This window comes from Mesorhizobium sp. M0601, from assembly GCF_040320845.1.
Classification (GTDB): Bacteria; Pseudomonadota; Alphaproteobacteria; order Rhizobiales; family Rhizobiaceae; genus Mesorhizobium.
This window is the reverse complement of sequence record NZ_JAMYQK010000062.1, coordinates 1-21,641: the sequence shown is the minus strand read 5'-3', so window position 1 is coordinate 21,641 and position 21,641 is coordinate 1. Positions and strand designations below refer to the sequence as shown.

General features: G+C 63.6%; 23 protein-coding genes and 3 pseudogenes. 12 read left to right on the top strand and 14 right to left on the bottom strand.

The features are described from left to right. Together NKI41_RS31190 and NKI41_RS31185 are read right to left on the bottom strand one after the other, a co-directional pair. Nucleotides 1-428, bottom strand: a pseudogene (locus NKI41_RS31190) (YqaA family protein); the annotation flags it as partial. Between the two features lie 24 nt (nucleotides 429-452). Further along, entirely contained in the window at nucleotides 453-722 is a 270-nt protein-coding gene (locus tag NKI41_RS31185) for a hypothetical protein (protein WP_352471467.1), read from the bottom strand. Between the two features lie 232 nt (nucleotides 723-954). On the opposite strand from NKI41_RS31185, the gene NKI41_RS31180 reads away from it, so the two are divergent. Continuing rightward, nucleotides 955-2,013: a hypothetical protein gene (locus NKI41_RS31180; RefSeq protein ID WP_352686717.1), complete on the top strand. Its 1,059-nt coding sequence runs from the start codon at nucleotides 955-957 to the stop codon at nucleotides 2,011-2,013. Between the two features lies 1 nt (nucleotide 2,014). After that, nucleotides 2,015-3,490, top strand: a complete 1,476-nt coding sequence (locus NKI41_RS31175; RefSeq protein WP_352686715.1) for an FAD-dependent oxidoreductase — start codon at nucleotides 2,015-2,017, stop codon at nucleotides 3,488-3,490. A 24-nt stretch (nucleotides 3,491-3,514) separates the two neighbouring features. On the opposite strand, the gene NKI41_RS31170 is transcribed toward NKI41_RS31175, so the two are convergent. Then, nucleotides 3,515-3,985: a YbhB/YbcL family Raf kinase inhibitor-like protein gene (locus NKI41_RS31170; RefSeq protein WP_352458289.1), complete on the bottom strand. Its 471-nt coding sequence runs from the start codon at nucleotides 3,983-3,985 to the stop codon at nucleotides 3,515-3,517. 49 nt (nucleotides 3,986-4,034) lie between these two features. Beyond that, entirely contained in the window at nucleotides 4,035-4,472 is a 438-nt protein-coding gene (locus NKI41_RS31165) for a DUF2267 domain-containing protein (protein ID WP_023677864.1), read from the bottom strand. 283 nt (nucleotides 4,473-4,755) lie between these two features. Here NKI41_RS31165 and NKI41_RS31160 point away from each other — a divergent pair, with 283 nt between their 5' ends. Further along, on the top strand, nucleotides 4,756-5,235 hold the full coding sequence (locus NKI41_RS31160) for an Hsp20/alpha crystallin family protein (RefSeq protein ID WP_352471471.1): 480 nt from the start codon (nucleotides 4,756-4,758) through the stop codon (nucleotides 5,233-5,235). An 87-nt stretch (nucleotides 5,236-5,322) separates the two neighbouring features. Here the strand turns inward: NKI41_RS31160 and NKI41_RS31155 are convergent, their stop codons facing one another. After that, the gene (locus tag NKI41_RS31155; protein ID WP_023677862.1) at nucleotides 5,323-5,751 is read right to left on the bottom strand and encodes a CBS domain-containing protein; all 429 of its coding nucleotides are present in this window, start codon (nucleotides 5,749-5,751) and stop codon (nucleotides 5,323-5,325) included. A 297-nt stretch (nucleotides 5,752-6,048) separates the two neighbouring features. Between NKI41_RS31155 and NKI41_RS31150 the strand changes: the two genes are divergently transcribed. The 6 genes and pseudogenes from NKI41_RS31150 to NKI41_RS31125 form a co-directional block, all read left to right on the top strand. Continuing rightward, nucleotides 6,049-6,765 (top strand): phosphoribosyltransferase, encoded by a 717-nt coding sequence (locus NKI41_RS31150; protein WP_352686712.1) that lies wholly within the window; start codon nucleotides 6,049-6,051, stop codon nucleotides 6,763-6,765. Between the two features lie 11 nt (nucleotides 6,766-6,776). Beyond that, nucleotides 6,777-7,454, top strand: coding sequence for a dienelactone hydrolase family protein (locus NKI41_RS31145; protein ID WP_352686709.1), 678 nt, complete (start codon nucleotides 6,777-6,779; stop codon nucleotides 7,452-7,454). Between the two features lie 122 nt (nucleotides 7,455-7,576). Further along, nucleotides 7,577-8,077, top strand: a complete 501-nt coding sequence (locus NKI41_RS31140; RefSeq protein ID WP_352451168.1) for a DUF6496 domain-containing protein — start codon at nucleotides 7,577-7,579, stop codon at nucleotides 8,075-8,077. 310 nt (nucleotides 8,078-8,387) lie between these two features. Continuing rightward, nucleotides 8,388-9,335 (top strand): arginase family protein, encoded by a 948-nt coding sequence (locus NKI41_RS31135; protein WP_352686706.1) that lies wholly within the window; start codon nucleotides 8,388-8,390, stop codon nucleotides 9,333-9,335. A 188-nt stretch (nucleotides 9,336-9,523) separates the two neighbouring features. Continuing rightward, the gene (locus NKI41_RS31130; RefSeq protein WP_352686703.1) at nucleotides 9,524-12,055 is read left to right on the top strand and encodes an NAD-dependent epimerase/dehydratase family protein; all 2,532 of its coding nucleotides are present in this window, start codon (nucleotides 9,524-9,526) and stop codon (nucleotides 12,053-12,055) included. A 225-nt stretch (nucleotides 12,056-12,280) separates the two neighbouring features. Beyond that, nucleotides 12,281-12,546, top strand: a pseudogene (locus NKI41_RS31125) (substrate-binding domain-containing protein); the annotation flags it as partial. A gap of 20 nt (nucleotides 12,547-12,566) precedes the next feature. Here NKI41_RS31125 and NKI41_RS31120 read toward each other — a convergent pair. From NKI41_RS31120 to betI, 5 genes and pseudogenes are all read right to left on the bottom strand, one after another. Beyond that, nucleotides 12,567-13,361, bottom strand: a complete 795-nt coding sequence (locus NKI41_RS31120; protein ID WP_352686700.1) for an inositol monophosphatase family protein — start codon at nucleotides 13,359-13,361, stop codon at nucleotides 12,567-12,569. A gap of 54 nt (nucleotides 13,362-13,415) precedes the next feature. After that, entirely contained in the window at nucleotides 13,416-13,631 is a 216-nt protein-coding gene (locus tag NKI41_RS31115; RefSeq protein WP_352686697.1) for a hypothetical protein, read from the bottom strand. 45 nt (nucleotides 13,632-13,676) lie between these two features. Continuing rightward, a pseudogene (locus NKI41_RS31110) lies at nucleotides 13,677-13,853 on the bottom strand (aspartate aminotransferase family protein); the annotation flags it as partial. A gap of 27 nt (nucleotides 13,854-13,880) precedes the next feature. Beyond that, nucleotides 13,881-15,182, bottom strand: a complete 1,302-nt coding sequence (locus tag NKI41_RS31105; protein ID WP_352686694.1) for a flavin monoamine oxidase family protein — start codon at nucleotides 15,180-15,182, stop codon at nucleotides 13,881-13,883. 76 nt (nucleotides 15,183-15,258) lie between these two features. Next, the gene (gene betI / locus NKI41_RS31100) at nucleotides 15,259-15,975 is read right to left on the bottom strand and encodes a transcriptional regulator BetI (protein WP_502895733.1); all 717 of its coding nucleotides are present in this window, start codon (nucleotides 15,973-15,975) and stop codon (nucleotides 15,259-15,261) included. Nucleotides 15,976-16,047: 72 nt separating this feature from the next. Between betI and NKI41_RS31095 the strand changes: the two genes are divergently transcribed. Both NKI41_RS31095 and NKI41_RS31090 read left to right on the top strand, forming a co-directional pair. After that, nucleotides 16,048-16,308 (top strand): hypothetical protein, encoded by a 261-nt coding sequence (locus NKI41_RS31095; RefSeq protein WP_352686720.1) that lies wholly within the window; start codon nucleotides 16,048-16,050, stop codon nucleotides 16,306-16,308. A 2-nt stretch (nucleotides 16,309-16,310) separates the two neighbouring features. Then, complete coding sequence (locus tag NKI41_RS31090) at nucleotides 16,311-16,571, top strand: hypothetical protein (protein ID WP_352686691.1); 261 nt, start codon at nucleotides 16,311-16,313, stop codon at nucleotides 16,569-16,571. 42 nt (nucleotides 16,572-16,613) lie between these two features. Here the strand turns inward: NKI41_RS31090 and NKI41_RS31085 are convergent, their stop codons facing one another. The 4 genes from NKI41_RS31085 to NKI41_RS31070 form a co-directional block, all read right to left on the bottom strand. Further along, complete coding sequence (locus NKI41_RS31085; protein ID WP_352686689.1) at nucleotides 16,614-17,672, bottom strand: dipeptidase; 1,059 nt, start codon at nucleotides 17,670-17,672, stop codon at nucleotides 16,614-16,616. 188 nt (nucleotides 17,673-17,860) lie between these two features. After that, nucleotides 17,861-18,160 carry a GNAT family N-acetyltransferase gene (locus NKI41_RS31080; protein ID WP_352451160.1) on the bottom strand — a complete coding sequence of 100 codons (300 nt, stop codon included), beginning with the start codon at nucleotides 18,158-18,160 and terminating at the stop codon, nucleotides 17,861-17,863. Beyond that, nucleotides 18,153-18,788: an alpha/beta hydrolase gene (locus tag NKI41_RS31075; RefSeq protein WP_352686686.1), complete on the bottom strand. Its 636-nt coding sequence runs from the start codon at nucleotides 18,786-18,788 to the stop codon at nucleotides 18,153-18,155. The genes NKI41_RS31080 and NKI41_RS31075 overlap by 8 nt, the downstream gene beginning before the upstream one ends. Nucleotides 18,789-18,798: 10 nt before the next feature. Beyond that, the gene (locus NKI41_RS31070) at nucleotides 18,799-19,731 is read right to left on the bottom strand and encodes a VOC family protein (protein ID WP_352618794.1); all 933 of its coding nucleotides are present in this window, start codon (nucleotides 19,729-19,731) and stop codon (nucleotides 18,799-18,801) included. 224 nt (nucleotides 19,732-19,955) lie between these two features. Here NKI41_RS31070 and NKI41_RS31065 point away from each other — a divergent pair, with 224 nt between their 5' ends. Further along, nucleotides 19,956-21,533: an alkaline phosphatase family protein gene (locus tag NKI41_RS31065; protein WP_352686683.1), complete on the top strand. Its 1,578-nt coding sequence runs from the start codon at nucleotides 19,956-19,958 to the stop codon at nucleotides 21,531-21,533. Nucleotides 21,534-21,641: the final 108 nt, after the last annotated feature.

Sequence of the window (21,641 nt, the reverse complement as noted above, 5' to 3'; positions counted from 1 at the left end):
GCTCAGGGTCACGGCGGCAAGAACCAGATAGCGGCCGACCTTGGCGGCAGTGACCAGCAAAAGGAAAACCCGAAAAGGCTCGCGCGCAGGACGCCCGCGACGACGGTTAGCGGATCACCGACAACCGGCAGCCAACTCAGCAGGAGCGACCACTTTCCATAGCGGCGATACCACACTTGCGCGCGGTCCAGTTGCGCTTGGTTCATCGGAAACCACCGTTGGCCCCGAAAGCGCTCGATGCCTCGCCCGAGCCGCCAGTTGATCACCGATCCAAGCACGTTGCCGACGCTCGCGACTCCGATGAGCAGCCAGGGCGAGTAATCCGCAAGCACGAGCTCGACCAGCACTGCTTCCGATTGCATCGGCAGGATCGTAGCGGCGAGCAAGGCCGCCAGGAACAGACCAGCACAGGCCGCGAGATCGGTCATTGAACCGCATATCCGCCAGTCGACCTAATGATGGTGACCTTCGGGTTCGACCATCTTGAACGGCAGCACCTGTTCGCGATCTTTCGCGGTCAGCACCAGACCTGCCTGGAACTCATGCGGTTCGGCAGGGGCGACGGTGCTCTCAAGGCGGTGATGGTTGTCGCCGACAGGTTCGAGGCGAAGCGTCTCCGGCCCGCCGGGCCGGTCGATGATCACCGTCGCTGCCAGATCGTCGGCCTGGCGATCGATGGTCAGCCGCGTCCGCTCGCCGGCCGGTGTGTCGACGATTTCCAACGTCCCCGCAGCCAGACCGCAGGCGACCTTAAAGGGCTCCGGCGCAGCGTCAGTTGCGATACCGATCCGTGGCCAGCGCAGCGCATCATAATTCTGCTGTTCCTTCAGCCTGCAAAGTCTCCGCGAGAATCGTGAGGGTCGCGCCGGTGAAAGCGGCCAAGGAACCTGCCGCCGATCAGATCGTTTCGCGGTATCTGGCTAAGGCCAACCGGAGCGGAGGCAGATATGCCGCATGCCCGCAATCGCATGGAACCGAACATCGGCAAAGTCTGCCGTGGATTCGGGCCTTGGCGCGATGCTGCGTGACGTCGATTATGTCCTGCAAAAACTCGACTGGATGCGCGGCGAAGGCATCTGGCCCAACGGCTTGCGATATCTGTGGACCGATGCATTCGGGGTCGTGCTCTACGTCTCGCTTTATGCGGAAACTGGCGAAGAGCGCTGGATGGGCGAAGCCGCGCGGCTGGTGGCCGATGTCGAGCGTGTGCTCGGCCGCCGGCGCGGACTGAGGATCGGCGAAGCGGCCGATCGCGACGGCCAGTATTTCCACTATCTGGCGATGTGGCTGTTCGCCCTGGCGCGTCTCGGCGATCTGAAGCCGGAATACCGCAAGCGCGGCATTACGCTGGCGCGGGACATTCACCCGGCGTTTGTGGTCCCCGGCCGCGGCGTGTTCTGGAAGATGCAGGAGGATTTGAGCGGTCCTTACCCCGGCTACGGCCTCGGCAGCATGGATGCCTATGACGGCTACGTCTCTTACCGAATGCTCGACGACGAGGAACTGGCGCCCGAGATCGCGCAGATGCGTGACCTGATGGAGCGCGATTGGCGCAGCCTCGACATCGACCAGGACCTCGGCCTCGGCATGATGCTGTGGCTCGCCCATTTCTTTCCCGACGAGCCGTGGGCCGAGGCCCAGACGAGGCGTTCGCTGCGAACCCTGGAAACGATGTGGGTCGACCCGCCCGGTTATTTCAGCCGCGCGCCATGGCTGCGCGATACCAAGTTCGCCTTCACCAATTACGGCGTTTCGCTCGGCCTGCAGGCCGCCGGTATCTGGCCGGGGCGTGTCGATAGGCTGAACGCCTTCTTCGAGGACTGGCGCTCCGGCGACGAATACGACCGCGAGGCGATCACCTGGGTGATGGCCTGCAGCTCGCATCTTCCCGGTGCTTTTCTGACCCGGGGTGGCGAGAGAACGATTGAAACCGACCAACCTCGGGAACGTTCCTCTGCCGGCGCGGTTGTCGATGAAAGTGCATCGAAAAGCAAAAGCAAGGAACGCGGTTGAAATGGCCACTCTCTTGGGAAAACCGGGGAGCTGTTGGGTGGCGACGGCCACCTCCACGAACTATCCCCAGCTCGAAGGTTTGGTCCGTGCGGACGCCGTTGTCGTGGGGGCTGGAATCGTCGGGCTGACGACGGCGCTTCGGCTTTGCGAGACGGGCCGGTCGGTGATCGTCTTGGAAGGCTTGCGGACAGGTGGCCAGGTGACCGGCCGCTCGACGGCCAAGATCACCACGCAGCATGCGCTGATCTATCGTCATCTCATTGACAGCGTAGGCCGGGACCTGGCGCGGACCTATGCCGATGCGAATTCCGCCGGCGCCCGACAAATCCGCGACTGGGTTAACAACTACGCTATCGCCTGCGATCTCGAGAGCAAGGACGCCTATACCTTCACCTGCAGTGAAAGCCGGCGCGCGGAGGTCGCGGCCGAGGCGGAGGCCGCGCGCCAGGTCGGGCTAGAGGCCGATCTCCTCGACCGCGCGCCGCTGCCTTTCGAAACGGCCGCCGCGCTACGGTTTTCTGACCAGGCGCAGTTCAATCCGGCGATGTATCTGGTTGGCCTGGCGGAAGCGGTGACGGCCCGTGGCGGTCGGATCTTCGAAAACAGCCGCGCCACCTCGATCGACGAGGCAAGCCGCTGGCGCGTTGCCACCGATGGCGGCGCCGTTGATGCCGGGCATGTCGTCGTCGCCACCAACATGACGGTGAAGAGCCCCGTCGGCATGGCGAACCGGACGCAACCGCGCTGCCACACCGCCATGGCCTTTCGGATCGATGATCCCCTCCCTGTCGACGGCATGTTCATCGGCATCGACGACCCGACGCATTCCGTCCGCACGGGCCGTGATGCCGAAGGTCCACTGCTGGTCACGCTCGGCCCCAAGTTCAACACCGGCTGGGACGGCGACGTGGCCAAGCGGTTCGTCGAACTGGAAAACTGGGCAAGAAAGAACCTTCCGGTCGGCGACGTCGCGTGGCGCTGGTGCAATGAGGATTATGATACGGCCGACAGGATTCCATATGCCGGCGAGCCCGATCCCGCCAAGGCCGCCGGCTTCCACATTGCCACGGGCTTCAACGCCTGGGGCATCACCAACGGGACGGCCGTGGGCGCGATGATCGCCGACCTGATCTGCGGCCGCCCGAGCCCTTGGCAAAAACTCTACGATCCGGCGCGGCCCTATCCCGAGGACTTCCACAAGAACGGCCGCAGTCAATCGATCGTCTCGAGCACCCACGACATTGCGCCTGGCACGGGTGGCGTGATCGTCAGGGGAGACGAAAAGATTGCGGCGTGGAGAGACACCGAAGGCGCACTCCAGGCGGTTTCGGCCATTTGCACCCACAAGGGCTGCACCGTAACCTGGAACAATGCGGACCACACCTGGGATTGTCCCTGCCACGGCTCGATCTTCGCGGCCGACGGTTCGGTCATCCACGGCCCTGCCCGAAAACCGCTTGCCCAGATTACATTGTGAAGGCGGCGACCGACGCCGCCCGCGTCAGGCCGGCCGTTCGTAGGTTCCGACCAGCTCCGTCTCCTCCAATGCGTGTTTCTGGGCTTGCTTCCAGACCTGATGCACGCCCGCCTGTCCTGGTACGCTGAGGCTCGGCACATCGAGCGCGGCCAGCAGGAAGTGGTAATGGTGGATGCCGTGCCCTGCAGGCGGCTGCGGACCATCGTAATACGCATTGCCGAAATCGTTGGTGCCTTGCCTGAGTGCCGACGGGCCGGGCTTGCCGTCTTCGGCCTCGGCTAGTCCCCCGGCATCCGGCGGGATGTTGAACACCGCCCAGTGCCCGAAAATCCCGCTTGGTGCATCGGGATCCCGCACGACAAGAACAAGGCTCTTGGTACCATCCGGGACACCGGACCACTTCAGCGGCGGCGAGACGTTCTGGCCGTCACGCGCATATTTTTCGGGAATTCTTCCGCCTGCCCGGAACGCCGGGCTGATAAGGGTGAGTGGCATTGCTATTTCCCCAAGGAGGTTGCGACCGAGAAGCCCGCGCCTGCGCCGTTCACGCCGCTTGCTGAGCTTCGGCGACGCGTCTTATCTCGCCCGGCAGGGATTCCCAGACCTTGTGCATCTGTCCTTCTCCGACGTGATGGGCGAGTACCTTGGACACGACCCTGAATGCATCCTTGGAATCGACCGGGCGGGTAAATTCCAGCTCCGCCTTGATCTTGGCCAGAAACTCGTCGAGCGACCGCATCTTCTCGGGAGCTTTGGAAGGCTGATATTGGTCATAGAAGGCGCCGCGCACCAGGATCGGCAGCTGCGAGCCGAGGTGGGCTGCAAGATCCGGCTGCATACGGTCGCGAAGGGCGTGCAGCACCGCTCCGAGAACGTGCCAGGCGACCTGCCGATCCGGTCCAATCTCGTCCATGATCTCGTCGAGCCAGATGTTCGTGGTCTGCAGTGTCTTGTCGAATACGTCGAGTCCGGTGGCGTTCATCGAAATCCTCCTTCCGTTCAAATCCGACTAGGTGATGTGACCAAACAGCCGTACCTGCCCGTTGTTCCCCCATGCGCATGTCCCGATGCGCATTTATTGTCGGAGGTCCCGTCTGTTGTCGGAGGTCCCGTCATGAGGGAATTCGGGCCGGCTTTTTTGCCGCTGTTTTTCGACCACCTTTCTTGGCCGGCACCGGAACATCCTCATGGGTGGACGAGTTTTGTTTGCCGTCGCCGATCACATGGCGACGAGTGATGCAGACACAAAAAACAGGAGAAGAACCATGGCACATCACGATTTGGCGCCCCGGACGCCATCGCGCAGCCTCTACCCATCCGCGCGCGACCCGCTCACGTCATTCCACCGGCAGATTGACCGCCTGTTCGACGACTTCTTCGCGCCGATGGCCGAAGCGACTACGGCCGGCGATCTTTGGCCGAGCGTCGACGTACATGAAACAGACCAAGCCTATAAGGTCACCGCCGAATTGCCGGGGCTCGAGCAGAAGGACGTTGAGCTCAAGCTGCGCGAAAACACCCTCTTTATTACGGGCGAGAAGCGTTCGGAGCACAAGGAAGGCGAAGGCGGCCGCACCTACAGCGAACGCAGTTATGGCCGGTTTCAGCGGACCATCCCGCTGGAAGCGGAGATCGATGCCGACAAGGTGCAGGCCACTTTCAGAAACGGCATTTTGGCTGTCGAGCTTCCGAAGAACCCCGCTGCAAAGGACAAGACACGCCGCATAGAAGTGAAAGCGCGATAGTTGCCAAACTGAAGGCTGCCTGAGCAGGCGGCGTTCAGCCCAGATGGAGAAGAACGGCGAGCACGGCGGCAACCGCCCAGCGAGCGTCTAGCGCCGGGGATCGTCCGTTGCCTCGGAAACGCCTTCGAGAGCGATTTTGGCGGCTTCCTCATCGGTCCGCCCGAGGTCGGCCAGGGCGATGACGCCGACGAGGCGCTTGTCGTGATTGATCACCGGAAGACGACGCACCTGATGCTTGGCCATGATCTTCGCCGCATCGGTGATATCGGCGTCATCGAAGCACCAATAGACATGCTCGGACATGACCTCGCGAACGGTCGTGTTGCCGGCTGAGCGCTCCTCGGCGACGCCGCGCATCACGATGTCGCGGTCTGTCACCATGCCGACCAGCCTGTCATTCTCGCCGACCGGAAGGGCGCCGAGATTGTCGGCCCGCATTTTCCGGGCGGCATCCCTGATTGTCGTGTTCGGGCCGACCAGTTCGGTCCGACGGCTCATGATCTCCTGAACTTGCATGGGATCTTCCTTTCCCTGATTGCTGAGGCAACAAGTCGCCAGACGGACCTGTTGCGACGCATCGCTAGATTGCCAGCTGGCCGGACGAGGCATGTACGGATCACTATCTTCGATCTTCCCGATCCGCGCTGAGGCGCGTGCCGGTGCCGGCACCTCGCGATCGAAACTATTCTTGGAACGTCCAGGCAGCGAGCGAGTTCCAAAATGGTACCGGTGCCGCAGCCATCCCACGGAATGTGGACGCAGGCTGGTGAAAAAACATCCACCGGGAAAACAGATGCACGCGGATTGAAGGTCATGGCTATCATCTTTTCAGATCGCCGCGAGGCCGGGCGGCAACTCGCCGGGGAACTCGTTCGCTTTGCCGGCCGCGACGATGTGATCGTATTGGCGCTGCCCCGAGGCGGCGTGCCGGTCGGCTACGAGGTCGCGCAGGCACTCAAGGCACCGCTCGACGTCTTCGTCGTGCGCAAGCTCGGCGTCCCCGGTCACGAGGAACTGGCCATGGGGGCGATCGCGCCCTCAGGTGTACGTGTCCTGAACGACGAAATCGTCAACGGTCTCGCGATCCCGCCACATGTCATCGACGCGGTCGCTGCAAAGGAGGAAAAAGAGCTTCTGCGCCGCGAGCACCTCTATAGGGACGGGCGACCCCCACCGCAGTTGAATGGACGAACCATTATCCTCGTGGATGACGGGCTTGCGACCGGATCGACCATGCGGGCCGGGATCAAGGCGCTGCGAAAAAACCACGCCGCCCATGTTGTCGCGGCCGTTCCCGTCGGTAGCCCCGACACTTGCGACGCGATGCGGGCGGACGCCGACGAGGTCGTTTGCGCGACGACACCAGAGCCGTTGCTGGGTGTCGGGCGCTGGTACGTGGATTTCTCGCAGACGAGCGATGAAGAGGTCCGCGCGCTCCTCGCCAGGTCCGGGCCCAAGCCCGCCGCTTCCGAAGAGGAATTGGCTGGGCGCGCGGGCGCGGGTCCGGCGCCTGGCACCAGATCGACATAGCGGAGATGGATATGGACCGGAATAGCGAGCACGTCGTGCATGTTCCCGCGGGACCTGTCACGCTTGAGGGCAATCTTTCGTTGCCCTCGGATGCTCGTGGCCTTGTGCTCTTTGCCCATGGCAGCGGAAGCAGCCGCCACAGCCCGCGCAACCGCTACGTGGCAGGAAGGCTGAACGAGGCGAACCTCGCCGCCTTCCTCATCGACCTGTTAACGGCCGAAGAGGAGCGGATCGACCAGGTCACGGCCGAGTTGCGCTTCAATATCGGACTGCTCGCCGACCGGCTGGTCGGCGTCACGGATTGGCTCGGCGCCTCGCCGGAAACATCGGGGTTGCGTCTTGGCTATTTCGGCGCGAGCACGGGCGCCGGTGCCGCCCTGGTGGCGGCGGCCGAGCGGCCCGACCAGGCCGCGGCCGTGGTTTCGCGTGGTGGCCGGCCCGATCTTGCAGCGCACGCCCTGCCGCGCGTCCGGGCGCCGACCTTGCTCGTCGTCGGAGGCGCGGACAAGCAGGTGATCGCGCTCAACCGCTCGGCGCTGGCGGCGCTCCACTGCGAGAAGGAGCTCGCCATCGTCCCTGGCGCGACGCACCTGTTCGAGGAGCCCGGCGCCCTGGACGAAGTCGCGGGCCTGGCGAGCCGATGGTTCTTGCGCCATCTGATTTCGGACAGATCGGCGTCGACGTCCTGACAGCTGGGGCTTGGATCACCAGTCCCGGGATCATTTGCGTCCTCAACGCGTTATGATCCTCATAAGACCGCGCGCAGCTGCAACCCGAATGGCTGTCGCAACCCGTATGAGGGAGAAGGACAATGCCGGACAAGAAAACCATCGAGAAGGCCCGAAAGGACAAGCGCGAGGGCAAATCGCCGAGCACACAGGCCGGCGAGTTCGTGCACGAGGAGATCGATAAAATCCGCCGCGGCGAGCACGGCGCGCGCTCGACCCAGCAGGCCATCGCCATCGGGCTTTCCGAGGCAAGACGCGCAGGCGTAGACCTGCCCCCGCCCAAAAAGGGCAAGGTGAAGGAGAGCACGCGCAAAAGCGCCGAATACGCCTATGAGGCCGGCCAGGGTGAACGCACGCCGAAACGCCGCCCGCGGGTCTCGAAAGCCGTCTCCAAGGTGCTCGAGCACGAGCCGAGGAGTACGGCGTCGCACGAGGCGCTGGCGCAGCAAGCCAAGCGTGCGGCCTCGCGCCGGACGGCTGAGGAGCGCTCGGCCGCTGCCAAGAAGGCCGCCGAGACGAAAGGCGCCAGCGGAAGGAAGGCGGCGGCGCAGAAGGCCGCCAGAACGCGCGCGCACCACGCATAGTTCAAAGACGGCAGTTCGCCTCCTGGAAATCCGATATGGCCCAAGCGACCGGTATCGAGATCTGCCCCGGCAGCGCGGGACGACGCCGCTGCCCAAGGCGAACCTGCATCCGCGGGACAACATCGACTTCGAAATCACCGCTGACGAAACGGTGGCGCTGAACGAGCAATACGCGTCACTCGCGACGCTGCCTGACGCGTGACACCAACCGGAGGTACACGGCGGCAAGGGCAGCGGGAGACCGGTCAGGAAAGCGCAGCCTGTTTCTTGAGCATGATGCGTATCGCCCATAACGCGGAGAACTCTGATCATGACCTCAGCTGCCGGCACGACAATGCCGCGAGACACCACTCAGACGAGACATATCGCTTTGCTCGGCGCGCCCTCTAATCTTGGGCTGATGCCGCAGGAGGGTGAGCCGGAGCCCGGCGTGTGGAAGGCGCCGGAGACACTTCAATCGCTTGGTCTCGCCGACCGTTTAGGCGCCGGTCCGTTGCGCTCGGTTCGGGCTCCGCCTTATCGGCCTGAGGTGGATCCTGCGACGGGCGTGCGCAATGCCCAGGCCCTGCGCCAGTATTCCAAGACGCTTGCCGAAGCGGTCGACGAGGAGCTGAACTCGGGAGGGTTCCTGCTCATGCTCGGCGGCGATTGCAGTGTGTTGCTTGGCCCTGCGCTCGCGCTACGGCGTCGTGGCCGCTACGGCCTTATCTTCTTCGATGGGCACACCGATTTCAAATTGCCGGATACCTCGCCGTCAAAGGGAGCCGCGGGCATGGATTTGGCCTTCGTGACCGGCCATGGCCCGACGCTCCTGATCGATTTCGGCGAGCACACTCCTTTGGTCCGTGAGGCCGACGTAGTCGCGTTTGGCTATCGCGATGTGCAGGACCCCGCGACTTACAGGTCCAAGGCCGTCTTCGACACCGATGTTCACCGGATGGATTTGGCTGAAGTGCGGCGGCGCGGCATCGCCGATGCGGCACGCATAGCGCTTGACGCGGTCGCAGGGCAGGACGTCGAGGGTGTATTCGTTCACTTCGATGTCGACGTGCTGGACAGCGAGATCATGTCGGCTGTCGATACGCCGGAGGCCGGCGGTGTCTTGCCCGACGAAGCTGTCGAAGCCCTTCGCACATGGTGCAACGATCCACGCGTGATTGGGATGGAGGTGACGATCTATAATCCCGACCGCGATCCGGATCGTCGCTGCGGCAAGCTGCTGATCGACATTCTGGTCGCTTCCCTTCGCGGCCGGTAGACCAATGGGAGTCCTGCACTTGTGCACGAACGCAATCCGCCGGCACGAATGGCCGTCGGTCTGACGGATCGCCGCGCGCACCCATTCTGTGGTGCTACCTCATCGGGAACCGTTCTCAACGAACATGGTTCGGAGTGCGACCGAAGCATTCGGCTTCTTCTACCCGGCTATCGCCAAGGAGATTCGCCATGACCGGCAAAACCCGTCCCACCGTCCTGATCACAGGCAGCAGCGGGTTTCTGGGCCAGGCCATCGCTCGCGGCTTGATGGAGCGCTACGACATCATCGGCCTTGATGTTGCCAGACGAACCTTGCCCAGCGTCGAGACGATCGAGATCGACCTTACCTCGGACGCGAGCGTTGCGAAGGCACTGGCCGAGGTGCGCGAGCGGAGCGGCGGCCGCGTTGCCTCGGTGATCCATCTCGCGGCTTATTACGACACGACCGGCGAGGATAATCCGAAATACGGCGCGGTGACCGTCGAGGGAACGCGCCGGCTGCTGAACGCGCTGAAGGGGTTCGAGACGGAGCAGTTCGTGTTTTCGAGCACGCTGCTGGTGCATGCGCCGAGCCCGGCAAGGGGCGCCAGGATCGACGAGCGATCGCCGATCGATCCGGCCTGGGCCTATCCGAGATCGAAGGCCGAGACCGAGACGCTGATCCAGAAGGAGCACGGCGACATCAAGGTTGCGATCCTGCGACTGGCGGGTGTCTATGACGAGGATTGTCACGCGGCCTTCATCGCCCAGCAGATCGCCCGCATTTTCGAGCGCATGCCGACCGCCTATCTTTTCACCGGCGACATCACCACCGGCCAGCCCTACCTGCATCTGGACGATCTCGTCGACGCCGTGGTGCGCACTGTCGACCGGCGCAGCCCGCTTCCCGACGAGACCGTACTGCTGATCGGCGAAGAAGAGACGCCGTCCTACGACGAGATGCAGAAGCAGATCGGGCAGCTCCTGCATGGCGAGACCTGGCGGACCCTGTCCCTGCCGAAAGAGGTGACGAAGCTCGGCGCCTGGATGCAGGAGAAGGTTCTCGACCAGGAGACCGACATCAAACCATGGATGATCGAGAACGCCGACGATCACTACGAGATCGACATCTCCCGCGCCAGGCGCCTGCTTGGCTGGAACCCGCGGCACCGCCTGACCGCTACCTTGCCGGAAATGATCCGGCGACTGAAGGCGGATCCTACCGACTGGTACAAGAAGAACAAGCTTGAACCGTCGGCGGCCGCCGCTTCCGCGCCCGAGCTCGACCAGGCCGCCGAACGGCTGCAGCGCCCGCTCGAGCGCTCGGACGACGAGGTCGAGGCGGAAACCGAACACCGCCGGGCCGCAACGCTCTGGGCGCCGCTGACCAACGTTGCGATCGGGCTGTGGCTCGTGGCGTCGCCCTTCACGCTCGGCCTGTTCGATCCCGCATCAGCACCGATTCCGCCGGCGCTCGGACATGAGATCGCCTCGCCGGAGACGCGCGACGGCAGGCTCGGCATCAGTGAGATTGTATCCGGCCTCGCCATCCTGTCGCTGGCGCTCGTCGGCACGCGCCGGCGCTGGCACGGGCTGCAATGGATCACCGCCTCGATCGGGGTTTGGGTGATGTTCGCGCCGCTGCTGTTCTGGACCACCAGCGCCGGAGCCTACGCGACCGACACGTTGGCCGGCATGCTGATCGTCGCGTTCGCGGTGATGATCCCGCCGACGCCGGGTATCAGCCGGCGTGCCCTTGCCGCCGATGACGACCGCCCGCTCGGCTGGAGCTATTCGCCCTCCCTCTTCACCCAGCGCATTCCCATAATCGGCCTCGCCTTTGTCGGCCTGTTCGTCTCGCGCTATCTCGCTGCCTATCAGCTAGGGCACATCGACAGTCTTTGGGATCCGTTCTTCGGCCCGGGCGAAACGCCGGCCGGCAATGGCAGCGAGGCGGTGGTCACCTCCTGGGTCTCCAAGGGTTTTCCGATCGCCGATGCCGGGCTGGGCGCCTTTGCCTATGCGCTGGATATCCTCGCGGGCGCGATCGGCGATCGCCGCCGCTGGCGCACCATGCCGTGGATGGTGCTTTTGTTCGGCTTGCTGGTCGTTCCGCTCGGTGTGGTCAGCGTCGGCTTCATCATCATCCAGCCACCGCTCATCGGAGCGCTGTGCACGCTCTGCATCGTCCAGGCTGCCGTCACCGTCGTCCTCATCCCTTATTCGGTCGACGAGGTGCTGGCGAGCTGCCAGTATCTTTGGCATGCGAAACAAGCGGGAGAGCCGTTCTGGCGCACATTCTGGTGCGGAGGTCCGGCACTTTCGGAGGACCAGACGCCAACGCCGGATCTCGACCGGCCGCTATCGGCAGTGGCGCGGGACTTCGTCACTGGCGGTGTGAATTTCCCCCGGACCCTTGTCGCCAGCACACTCGCCGGCACCCTGCTGATGATCACGCCGCTTGTCTTCGGCACCAGCCCGCCGCTCTACTTCAGTGACCATGTCACCGGCTGCCTGGTCATCATGATCGCCGTTACGGCGATGGCCGAGGTGGCGCGCGCCGTCCGCTTTGTGAACATAGCGCTTGGAGCCTGGATCGCCCTCTCTCCGTTCATGCTCGCCGGCGGCGCGGCGGCGAGCCTCGCCAATCTGGCGATCGGAGCGCTGCTGGTCGGGCTCAGCCTGCCGCGGGGCACGCGCAGCGCTGCGCATTATGGCGGCTGGGACCGGGCCATCGTCTGAGAATGTTCGGCGGCGCAGGACGGTCGGCCAGGTGGCTGCAAAGATTGATCCGCATCAACCTGTCGAACACATCGAGCGGGAAGTCGGCGAAAGGCGCAAAGGCGGCCGTACCCTTCCAACTTGAATTTTCCGCGTATCTGCATTTCATAAGTCGGCAAATAAATTAGGGAGGAATTTCAACATGATAAAAGGGCAATTCTCTGCGCCGGCATCCTCGCCGCCGGTATGTGGGCCGCGTCGTCATCGGCGTCCGCCGAAAGCCTGACCATGTCTTGCGGCGTTGACGAGGTCTGGTGCCAGCAGACGGCGCGGGCGTTCGAGGAGAAGACCGGCATCACGTCAATATGACCCGCAAGAGCGCTGGCGAAATCTATGCGCAATTGCGCGCCGAGGCCGCCAACCCAAAGGGAGACATCTGGTGGGGCGGAGCCGGCGATCCGCATCTGCAGGCAGCCGAGGAGGGCCTGACAGTGGAATACAAATCGCCGCTGCTCATGCGGACCGGTTCTGATCAAAGCTTGAAGGATTGCACGCAGAGCTGGCGGACCTGGGCGAACACGCCGCTGCCGGCGCAAATCACCAGCGCGCCGTTTTCCAGCACCGTCTTTGGGTCGGGCTTGACTATAGTGCCGCCGGCTTCTTCCACCAGCAGCATGCCTGCCAGGCAGTCCCAGGCGTTCATATGCTCTTCGACATAGCCGAGCAGCCTGCCGGCGGCCGCATAGGCGAGCATCAACGCGCCGGATGCGTTACGGAAAAACACGCCGCCCTTTGAAAACAGCAAGCCGATGAGCGTTGCGACGTTCTGAATTTCGGCGCGGTTGGAAAAGCCGGTGCCCAACGAGCCGTCGGTCAGGCTGGTGGCCGCGCTTGCCCTGATCGGCTTGCCGTTGAGAAAAGCGCCGCCGCCCTTGCGGCAATGGAACGTTTCGCCGGTAGAGGGCTCGTGGATGACACCCACGACAGTGTCGCCGTCCTTGGCGCAGGCGATGACCACACACCAGGCCGGAATGCCCCGCACGAAATTCGCGGTGCCGTCGATCGGATCTATCACCCAGACATGCCCGCTCGATCCGGTGACCGAGGCATGCTCCTCGCCGACAATTCCATCGGTCGGGTAAGCGGCTTTCATTGCCGCACGGATGAACAGCTCGACCTCGCGGTCAGCCTGCGAGACCATGTCCTGATGACCTTTGCTCTCGATGGCGAGGCTGTCGAGGTCGCGAAAATACTCCAGGCCGAGCGCGCCGGCGCGCCGCGCGAGATCGATGGCGAACTGTTCGCGCGTTGCTGTGTCGGGTGTCATGAGATCCTTGGGATGGCGAATGTGATCTGAGGAAAATACCCCAGCCAAAGAAGCTTAGCGGTGAAGATAAGAGCGTGCAAATGACGAGCCCTGCCTTTTGCGGGGCGGCCCCGAGGCCGACCGGTCTTCCATGCGCCCGACAGCGACAGTCGCGCTCATACGGGTCCGGGTCATGTCGCCTTCGATATAGATGATCTGGCCGGTCATGAAGCTCGACGCGTCGGAAACCAGGAAGATCGCAGCACCGCCCAGTTCATCGACCTCGCCCACCTTGCCAGCGGCCGACCAATGCCACGGCTTGCCGGCGATAAACGCCTATCCCCGCCAGACATCTTCGCGGCGCAGATCGTCCATCGCGCGCGAAATGCCTTCGCGCAGGATCGACACCATATCGTCGATCTACTGGCGCTTGATGATTAATGGCGGCGACATCACGCACATGTTGATCAGTAGCCGGACCAACAGGCCGAGCTCGTGGCAATGCGCGTCGATGCAGGTCGGCACCTCGATCCGCCTCGCTTATGACCCTGAGGCTCTGCTGGCGATAACCGACTGAATAATTTTTTGCGCAGCAGTGCGACCGGCGACGATCGCGCCCTCGACATAGCCCGGAAATGACGGCGACAGCTCCGACGAGGCAAAATGCACCGGCGGGGCGCCCGCCCGGATAATGCGTTCGGCATCCGTTGCCGTCGCATCGACGATCGAATCGCTGTAACCGCCGCCGCTCCAGTGATCCCCGGTCCAGTCGCGATGGCTGAGATCGGTGACGCCGGCGGCCTCGATACCGAGCGCATCTTGCAGCTTTGATGTCACCGTTGCGCGTAGCGCCGCGCTGTCCATATCCCGCCAGCGCTGCGCCAGCGGCCCGCCGATGAAGACGACAAGTGCTGCATGATCCTCATCCTTGCTGGCATCGCAGGCAAAAAGTCCGTGCGGCTCCCGCCACATTACCATGCCGCTCAAGCCCCTGTCGCGCCAGAAAGCCTTGGGATAGCGCACCAGCATTTTGATCACCGCGCCGCTTTGCCAGACGCCGAGGGCTCTCTCCAGCGCAGCCGGCAGCGGCGGCACGAAATCCACTCTCGAGGCCATCATCGGCGGTAGCGCGACCAGTACCGCTCGTGCCTCGGTCACGCCGGCGGGCGAAACGACGCGAACCCCTCCCGGCCCGTGCTCAATAGCCTCGACAGCTGTATTCAGCCGCAGTCGATCGCCGAGATCCCGCGCAAGATCATCCGCCAGCGAATGCATGGTTTCGCCCACGAAATACTGCAGCTCCGACACCTCGTTGGTGATGCGGCGATCATTGTCGATCAAGTACCACAGCGGCAGCCTTTCCATTGCCAGGCACCACAGGCCCTCGATCATCGACCGAAAGGCGGCCTTGGCATCGTCGGGATCGTTCTGGCGATCGAGCCATGCCGCGACTGTCAAGCCGGCGATGGCCGGGTCGGTCGGTGCGATCGCGTTCATCCGCTCGCGCATTCGCATCGCGGTGCCGTAAGTGCGCCCCGCTTGCGCCTCGCTCATTCGCGGCTGCGTGACGAATTCGCCTGCGACATGGGTCTCGACCAATGTCTTGCCGCGCGCTCGCACCAGCGCCATTAATTCCGGCATGTCTTCGCACAAGAACTGGCCGCCGCTGTCGATCCGCTCGCCGAGCCCGTTCTGCACGGCTTCGACGCGGCCGCCGACACGGTCGCGGGCTTCGAGCAGCACGACATCGATGCCGGCGTGGTTCAATTCACGCGCGGCCGACAGGCCGGTGAAGCCGGCGCCGACGATGGCCACATCGGCTCGTTCGATCTTGAACTTCATTAGCCGGCCTTGATCTTCTCGAATGTCAGGCGCCGGATCATTGTCTTCATTGCTGATCCACCCTCTTTTTGATGGTTCACGCCGGCCTGGCACCGCGGGCTGCTGAGTTCGGATAGTGCTTGGGGAATGCCGCAGACAGGAACTCGTTCGCGGCCTGCAGCGCCGTCTCGCGTGTGGCGTCCTCGGTGCCCATCATCAAATGCAGCCACAGACCATCCAGCATGGCGCTGAGCGCCAGCGCCATGACTTGCGGCTCATAGGCATAGAAGCCGCTCTGCTTGAGCGCCGCGCAAAGATCGATGAATATATTCTGGTAGACGGCATCGCGTGCGCTGCTCAGCGCCTGATATTTCGGTCGCGATTTGGCCTCGCCCCAGAAGGCACACCAAGCAGCCAGCTTGCGCTTGTTGCAGATCGAGCGGTTGAAATCGGCTGCCACCAATGCCTGCAGCTGGCGGGCGGGATCATCGCCGGCCCTTTGCAAGGCGCTGCGCCAATGCGCCGAATACTCGTCATGCATGTACTGCAAAGTGGCGACGAGCAGCTTCTCCTTGCTCTCGAAATGGAAATTGACGATGCCGCGCGACAGGCCGGCGCCGTCGGCGACGTCGGCCATAGTCGTTTCCGAATAACCGCGCTTGGCCAATGAATCGATAGTCGCTTCGATCAGTTGAACCTGCCTTGTCTCTTTCGACGCTTTGCGGCCGCGCTTTTCGGAATCGCTTTTTCGCGCCGGTTCGAGGAGGGCTTCGCGCGCCTCTGTTGTCTTCATCGGGGTGATGGTCTCCAGCATCGCCGGCTAGCCGACCGGCATCGGCCGCGAAGATCAGTGGGACGGTGTTTGCCACTGTCAAGCACCTTCTGCATGGCTGCCCATATTCGAATGTTCTCGTCGAGATTGCATCCTTGGATAAAACGTCGTCGAAGGCATCCGTCGGCGAAAGGCAGCGATCCCGGCGATGGAGACCAGATCAGCGCCGCCGAGCCCGCCTGCAGCGGACCTTGGGTCGAGATCTACGCCGGGCGCGAGCTGCAATATCAAAAGCTGCTGAAGCGTGCCAAACTGGTGCTGCGGCTGGTCGTCAGGCTCGGCCGCCGCACTGCCAATCCGCCTGCGGATTTCTAAATATGGCCGACGACACCGACAGTCCCAAACTCGACGCCGAAGCCGCCGAACAGTGGCAGCTGATCAACACACCGCTCGGCGAAAAATGGTCGGGCCGCACCCGCTATGCTGCGGCCATGTTCTTCTACAAACACGGCGAGATGAGCGCTGAAACACTGGAGGCCTACCGTATTTGTGCCAGGCTGGATTCGACCGATCCGCTGCCGATCATCCGCGACCGCGGCATTGGCCGGGACTGGCTTAAACGCATGGGTTTCGAATAGTCGGCCTCCAAATCGCATTCCGGTCAAGCCGGCATCACCCGCTTAGCCGATGGTCTTTTCCAGCATGCCGAGCCAGTTGCGATAGGCGATCTTCTCGATCAGCGCGCGCCCGAAGCCGCGAGCCGCGAAAGCGTCGAGCAATCTTGGCAGGCCGGCAACGTCGCCTATCACGGCCGGGATCATGGCGCCGTCGAAATCCGAGCCCAGGCCGACGCCGTCTTCGCCCAGCGCCTGCAGCAGCGAATCGACATGGCGCACCATGATGTCGAGACTGGTGTCGGCGTTCATCCTGCCGTCCTCACGCAGGAACCCGGTGGCGAAATTCAGCCCGACCATGCCGCCGGAGTCGCGGATCGCGCCGAGCTGCCATTCGGTGAGGTTGCGCGAATGGCCGCAGATCGCGTGCACGTTGGAATGGGTCGCGACCAGCGGTGCGTCGCTGATCTCGACGACGTCGCGGAAACCTTTTTCGTTGAGATGCGAAAGATCGATCATGATCTTCAGCTGGTTGCAGGCTTTCACCAGCGCCTTGCCGGCATCGGTCAGCCCCGGCCCTGTATCGGGCGACGACGGGAAACGGAACGGCACGCCGTGGCCGAAGGCATTGGGACGGCTCCAGACGATACCGAGCGAGCGCAGGCCGGCTGCGTGGAGGACATCGAGCAGGGTGAGCTCAGGGTCGATCGCCTCGACCCCTTCGATGTGGAAGACCGCCGCGATCGAGCCTTGCGCCATCGCCTTCCTCACATCGCCGGCGGTGCGGCAGACAGTGAGCGCCGAAGCCCGCTCCAGCCTGAACAGGATCGAGGCCATCGCTATGGTGGAGTTGAGCGCATCGGCGCGCGGAACCTCGGGCGGCAAGGGCTCACTGTCGCTCGGCGCCAGCGGCACCGCGCCGCGCTTGGATTTCTCGACAGGCGGCGGGAAGATCGCGAACATGCCGCCGGCAAATCCGCCTTTCTTCGCGCGCGGCAGGTCGATATGGCCACTCGGCGTCCCCTCGACGAACAGCTTTTCGAGGTCCGCATCCTTCGACTGGTAGAGCCTGAGCAGCGTGTCGTTGTGGCCGTCGAAGACGGGAACGAGATCGGATTCGGTCATGGAGGGCCATTCGGTTGAAGTGGTCGGGCCGCGGAGGGCGAGCCGGTTGTTGCCAATACTTAGGCAAGGCGAGCGCTCTGCGCAAATCCCGCATGTTTGCCTTATGTTTGTACGCCGCCAATGGTCGAAGCGGCACGCGGTAAAGCCGCGCACCCTTTCTCCTGTCATTCATCGAGGGGCTGTCTCTCTTACCGCTTCAGCACGTCCGCCCATTCCGGATGGCGGCGGAACTGAGCATTGGCGAACGGGCAAAGCGGGATGATCGTCTTGCCCGCCGCACGTGCATCCTCGACGGCACGGGTGACGAGGCGAAGTCCCGCGCCCTGGCCGCGAAATGCATCCGGCACTTCGGTATGGTCGATGATGATCTGGTGCTCGCCGACCTTGGTGAAGGTCATCTCCGCCTCGGCGCCGCTCGGCCCACGCAGGAAGTAGCGGCCCTTCGAGCCGCGGTCCTCCAGCTCGATCTCTGGCAATAGGTCAGACATGGCTTGCGGTCCTTTCATCCGGCGCTACGGCGAACAACTGCCGCGCCGCCTCGATCTCGCTCGGCCGCACCTCATGGCCGCCGTCATGCCACTCGACTGTGACATCGGCACCATCGGCGCGCAAATAGGCTTCGAGCCGCGCCGTCAAATCAGGCGGACAGATCGGGTCTCGCCTGCCGGCGGTGACCAGGATGCGGCTGCCGTCAAGGCTGCCCTTGACCTCCGGCTCGAACGGGATCAGCGGATGCATCAGCACCGTTGCGTCGAACAGCGACGGTTCGGCAAACAGCACCGAGGCCAGGATGTTGGCGCCGTTGGAATAACCGAGGCCTAGCACCGAAGATGGCTTTGCCGCCTCGACATGTGCCTTGACGAAGCCGGCCATCTTGTCCGTCGCTCGCGTGAGATCGCCCATGTCGTAAACGCCCTCGCCGGTACGGCGAAAGAAGCGTGCGGCGCCTTGTTCCGAGACATCGCCGCGCGGGGCGACGATCGTCGCTTGCGGCGCAAGATCGCGCCCAAGCGACAGAAGCTGATCCTCGTCGCCGCCAGTGCCATGGAAGACGAAGAGCAACGGTCCGTCCAGCGAACCGGGCAGCACCTTGTGAATATACGAATCCTTGCTCATAACCCTGCCCTCAGTCTTCCAGTTTCTGCAGATGCTGCTCGAGATAGGGCCGCAAATGCTGGTGTTGCGACGGCAGCTTCAGCGCCTCGCCGAGATGGGCGGTATCCTCGTCGCGGTCGAAGCCCGGCTCGTTGGTGGCGACCTCGAACAGCACGCCCCCCGGTGTGCGGAAGTAGATCGCCCAGAAATAATCGCGGTCGATCACCGGCGTCACCTGATAACCTGTATCGAGGAGTGCCTTGCGCACTTCGAGCTGCTTGGCGCGGTTCTCGACGGCAAAGGCGACATGGTGGACCGAGCCGGCGCCGAGATTGGCGAAGCCGGCCCCTGGCAGCGATTCGATATCGACGACATCGGCGCCGTTGCCGTTCTTCACCGCCAGCCGCCTGACATTGCCGGACTTGTCGATCTCCTCATAACCCATGAATTTCAGCAGCTCTTCGGTGGCGCCACCGTCTTTCAGCCTGAGCGACACCGAGTGAAAGCCGCGGATCGCCTCGTCGGTGGGAATGCCACCCTTGGCCCATGGCGCACGGTTGTCCGCTCTGTCCTCGACCAGCGCAAACCCGTCGCCATCGGGGCCGGCGAAGGCAAGACGCTTCTCGCCGAACGTCTCCTCGCGGGACAGCCCGGTGACGCCTTGCTCGGCAAACCGTTTCTCCCAATAGCCGAGCGTGCCCTCAGGCACCGAGTAAGCGGTGGTGCCGACCTCGCCAACGCCATGGCGGCCCTTGCCGATGTTGGGAAACGGGAAATAGGTCATCACCGAGCCGGGTGTGCCGACCTCGTCGCCGTAATAGAGGTGGTAGACATCGGGTGCGTCGAAATTGACGGTTTTCTTGACCCGCCGCAGACCGAGCGTCCCGGTGAAGAATTCATTGTTCTGGCGCGCATCGCTGGCCATCGACGTGACGTGATGCAGGCCCTTGACCTGGTCGAGCATGTCTGTTGCTCCTTCCCTTGTGCTGGTGCGGCCCTTGCCGCTGTCCACGCAAATATGAGCATCCGCCTCCTGGCCGCAAAGGCGGCAAACACAGAATGGACTGTGCTGTTAAAGTGAACGACGAAGCAGGTTTTGTTCACCATTCGGCAAACTGGACCGGCTTGCATACTCGCCGAAATTGCGCTCCATGAGCGACGCATGTAGCCAGCGTGAGGATACCGCGGTTGACGGGAAAACGCCCCAACATTCTCCTGATCACCTGCGACCAGTGGCGCGGCGACTGCCTGTCAGCTGCTGGCCACAAGGTGGTAAGAACGCCCAATGCCGACGCGCTGGCCGCCGAGGGCGTTCTGTTCCAGAAGCACTATGGCGGCGCCGCACCTTGCTCGCCGGCACGCGCCTGCCTCTACACCGGCCTCTACCAGATGAACAATCGTGTCTGCCGCAACGGCACGCCGCTCGACGCCCGCCACGGCAACATAGCCCTCTGGGCACGCGCCCTCGGCTATGATCCGACGCTGTTCGGTTATACCGACATGGCGCGCGACCCGCGCACGCTGGCGCCTGGCGACCCGCAGCTGAAAAGCTATGAAGGCGTGCTGCCCGGCTTCACCGTGCGCCAGCTTCTGCCCGAGCACCAGAAGCCCTGGCTGTCATGGCTCAAGGCGCGCGGCGTCGATGCCGGCGCCGGCTCCCCCGCCATTCACCGCCCGGCGGGCGAAATCCTGGAAAACGACGGCGCGATCAGCAACGGTCCGCCAATCTATTCGAAGGACGAGACGCCGTCGGCCTTCCTGGCCGGCGAATTCATCCGCTGGCTCGGCGAGCAGGAGCGCGATGCCCCGTGGTTCGCGCATCTTTCCTTCATCAGCCCCCACCCGCCCTTCATCGTGCCGGCGCCTTACAACGCCATGTACGATCCGGCCATCGGTCCAGCTTTTGACCGCGCGGAAAGCTGGCAGGCCGAAGCAGCAAGCCACCCTTATCTCGCCTATGAACTTGACCGGCAGGAACGGTCGAAATTCCGTCCCGGCTCGGAGGGCAAGGTGCGCGACTGGGGCGACGACAATTTTCGCCGCATCCGGGCGCTCTATTACGGCATGATCTCGGAGGTCGACGCGCAGCTTGGCCGTGTCTGGCAAGCGGTCAAGGCGGCCGATGCATGGGACGACACCGTCATCGTGCTGACCTCCGACCACGCGGAGATGATGGGCGATCATTTCATGCTGGGCAAGGGCGGTTTCTTCGACGGCAGCTTCCATATTCCGCTGATCATTCGCGATCCGCGCCGCCGCAAGGCTGCCGGCAGCAGCGTCGACCGCTTCACCGAGGCGGTGGATTTGGCGCCGACCTTGCTTGAGCTCACTGGGCTCGAGCTCACTGGCGGCGAAGTGCTGCCGCATCTCGACGGCCGCTCGCTGGCGCCTTTCCTGGACGCAACGGAGCCGGACAATTGGCGCGATGCGGCGCATTGGGAGTTCGATTTCCGCTCGATCGCGGATGGTGATGCCGAACGGTATTTCGGCGTCGGTCCGCGTCAGTGCAATCTCGCCGTCATTCGCACGCAAAAATTCAAATATGTGCATTTCGGCGGAGGCCTGCCGCCCTTGCTCTTCGACCTGGAGAAGGATGCGCGCGAGTTGACCAATGTCGCTGACGACCCAGCCTATCTGCGGGCACGGCTGGAATTTGCCGAGAAGTTGCTCGCCTGGCGGGCCGACCATCTCGACCAGTCTTTGGCGCTCGCCGAATTGACGGACAATGGCGTTGCCGGCCATGTCGCCGGCTTCCCCTCGAGATAAGCAAAGCCCGCGCCCTTGCCCGCGCGGGCGTGTGGGTCGGGCGGGGGGTTATAAACAAAACCCCCCCCCCCCCCCCCGCGGCGTAGGCGGTTGCGGGGGGGTGGGGGT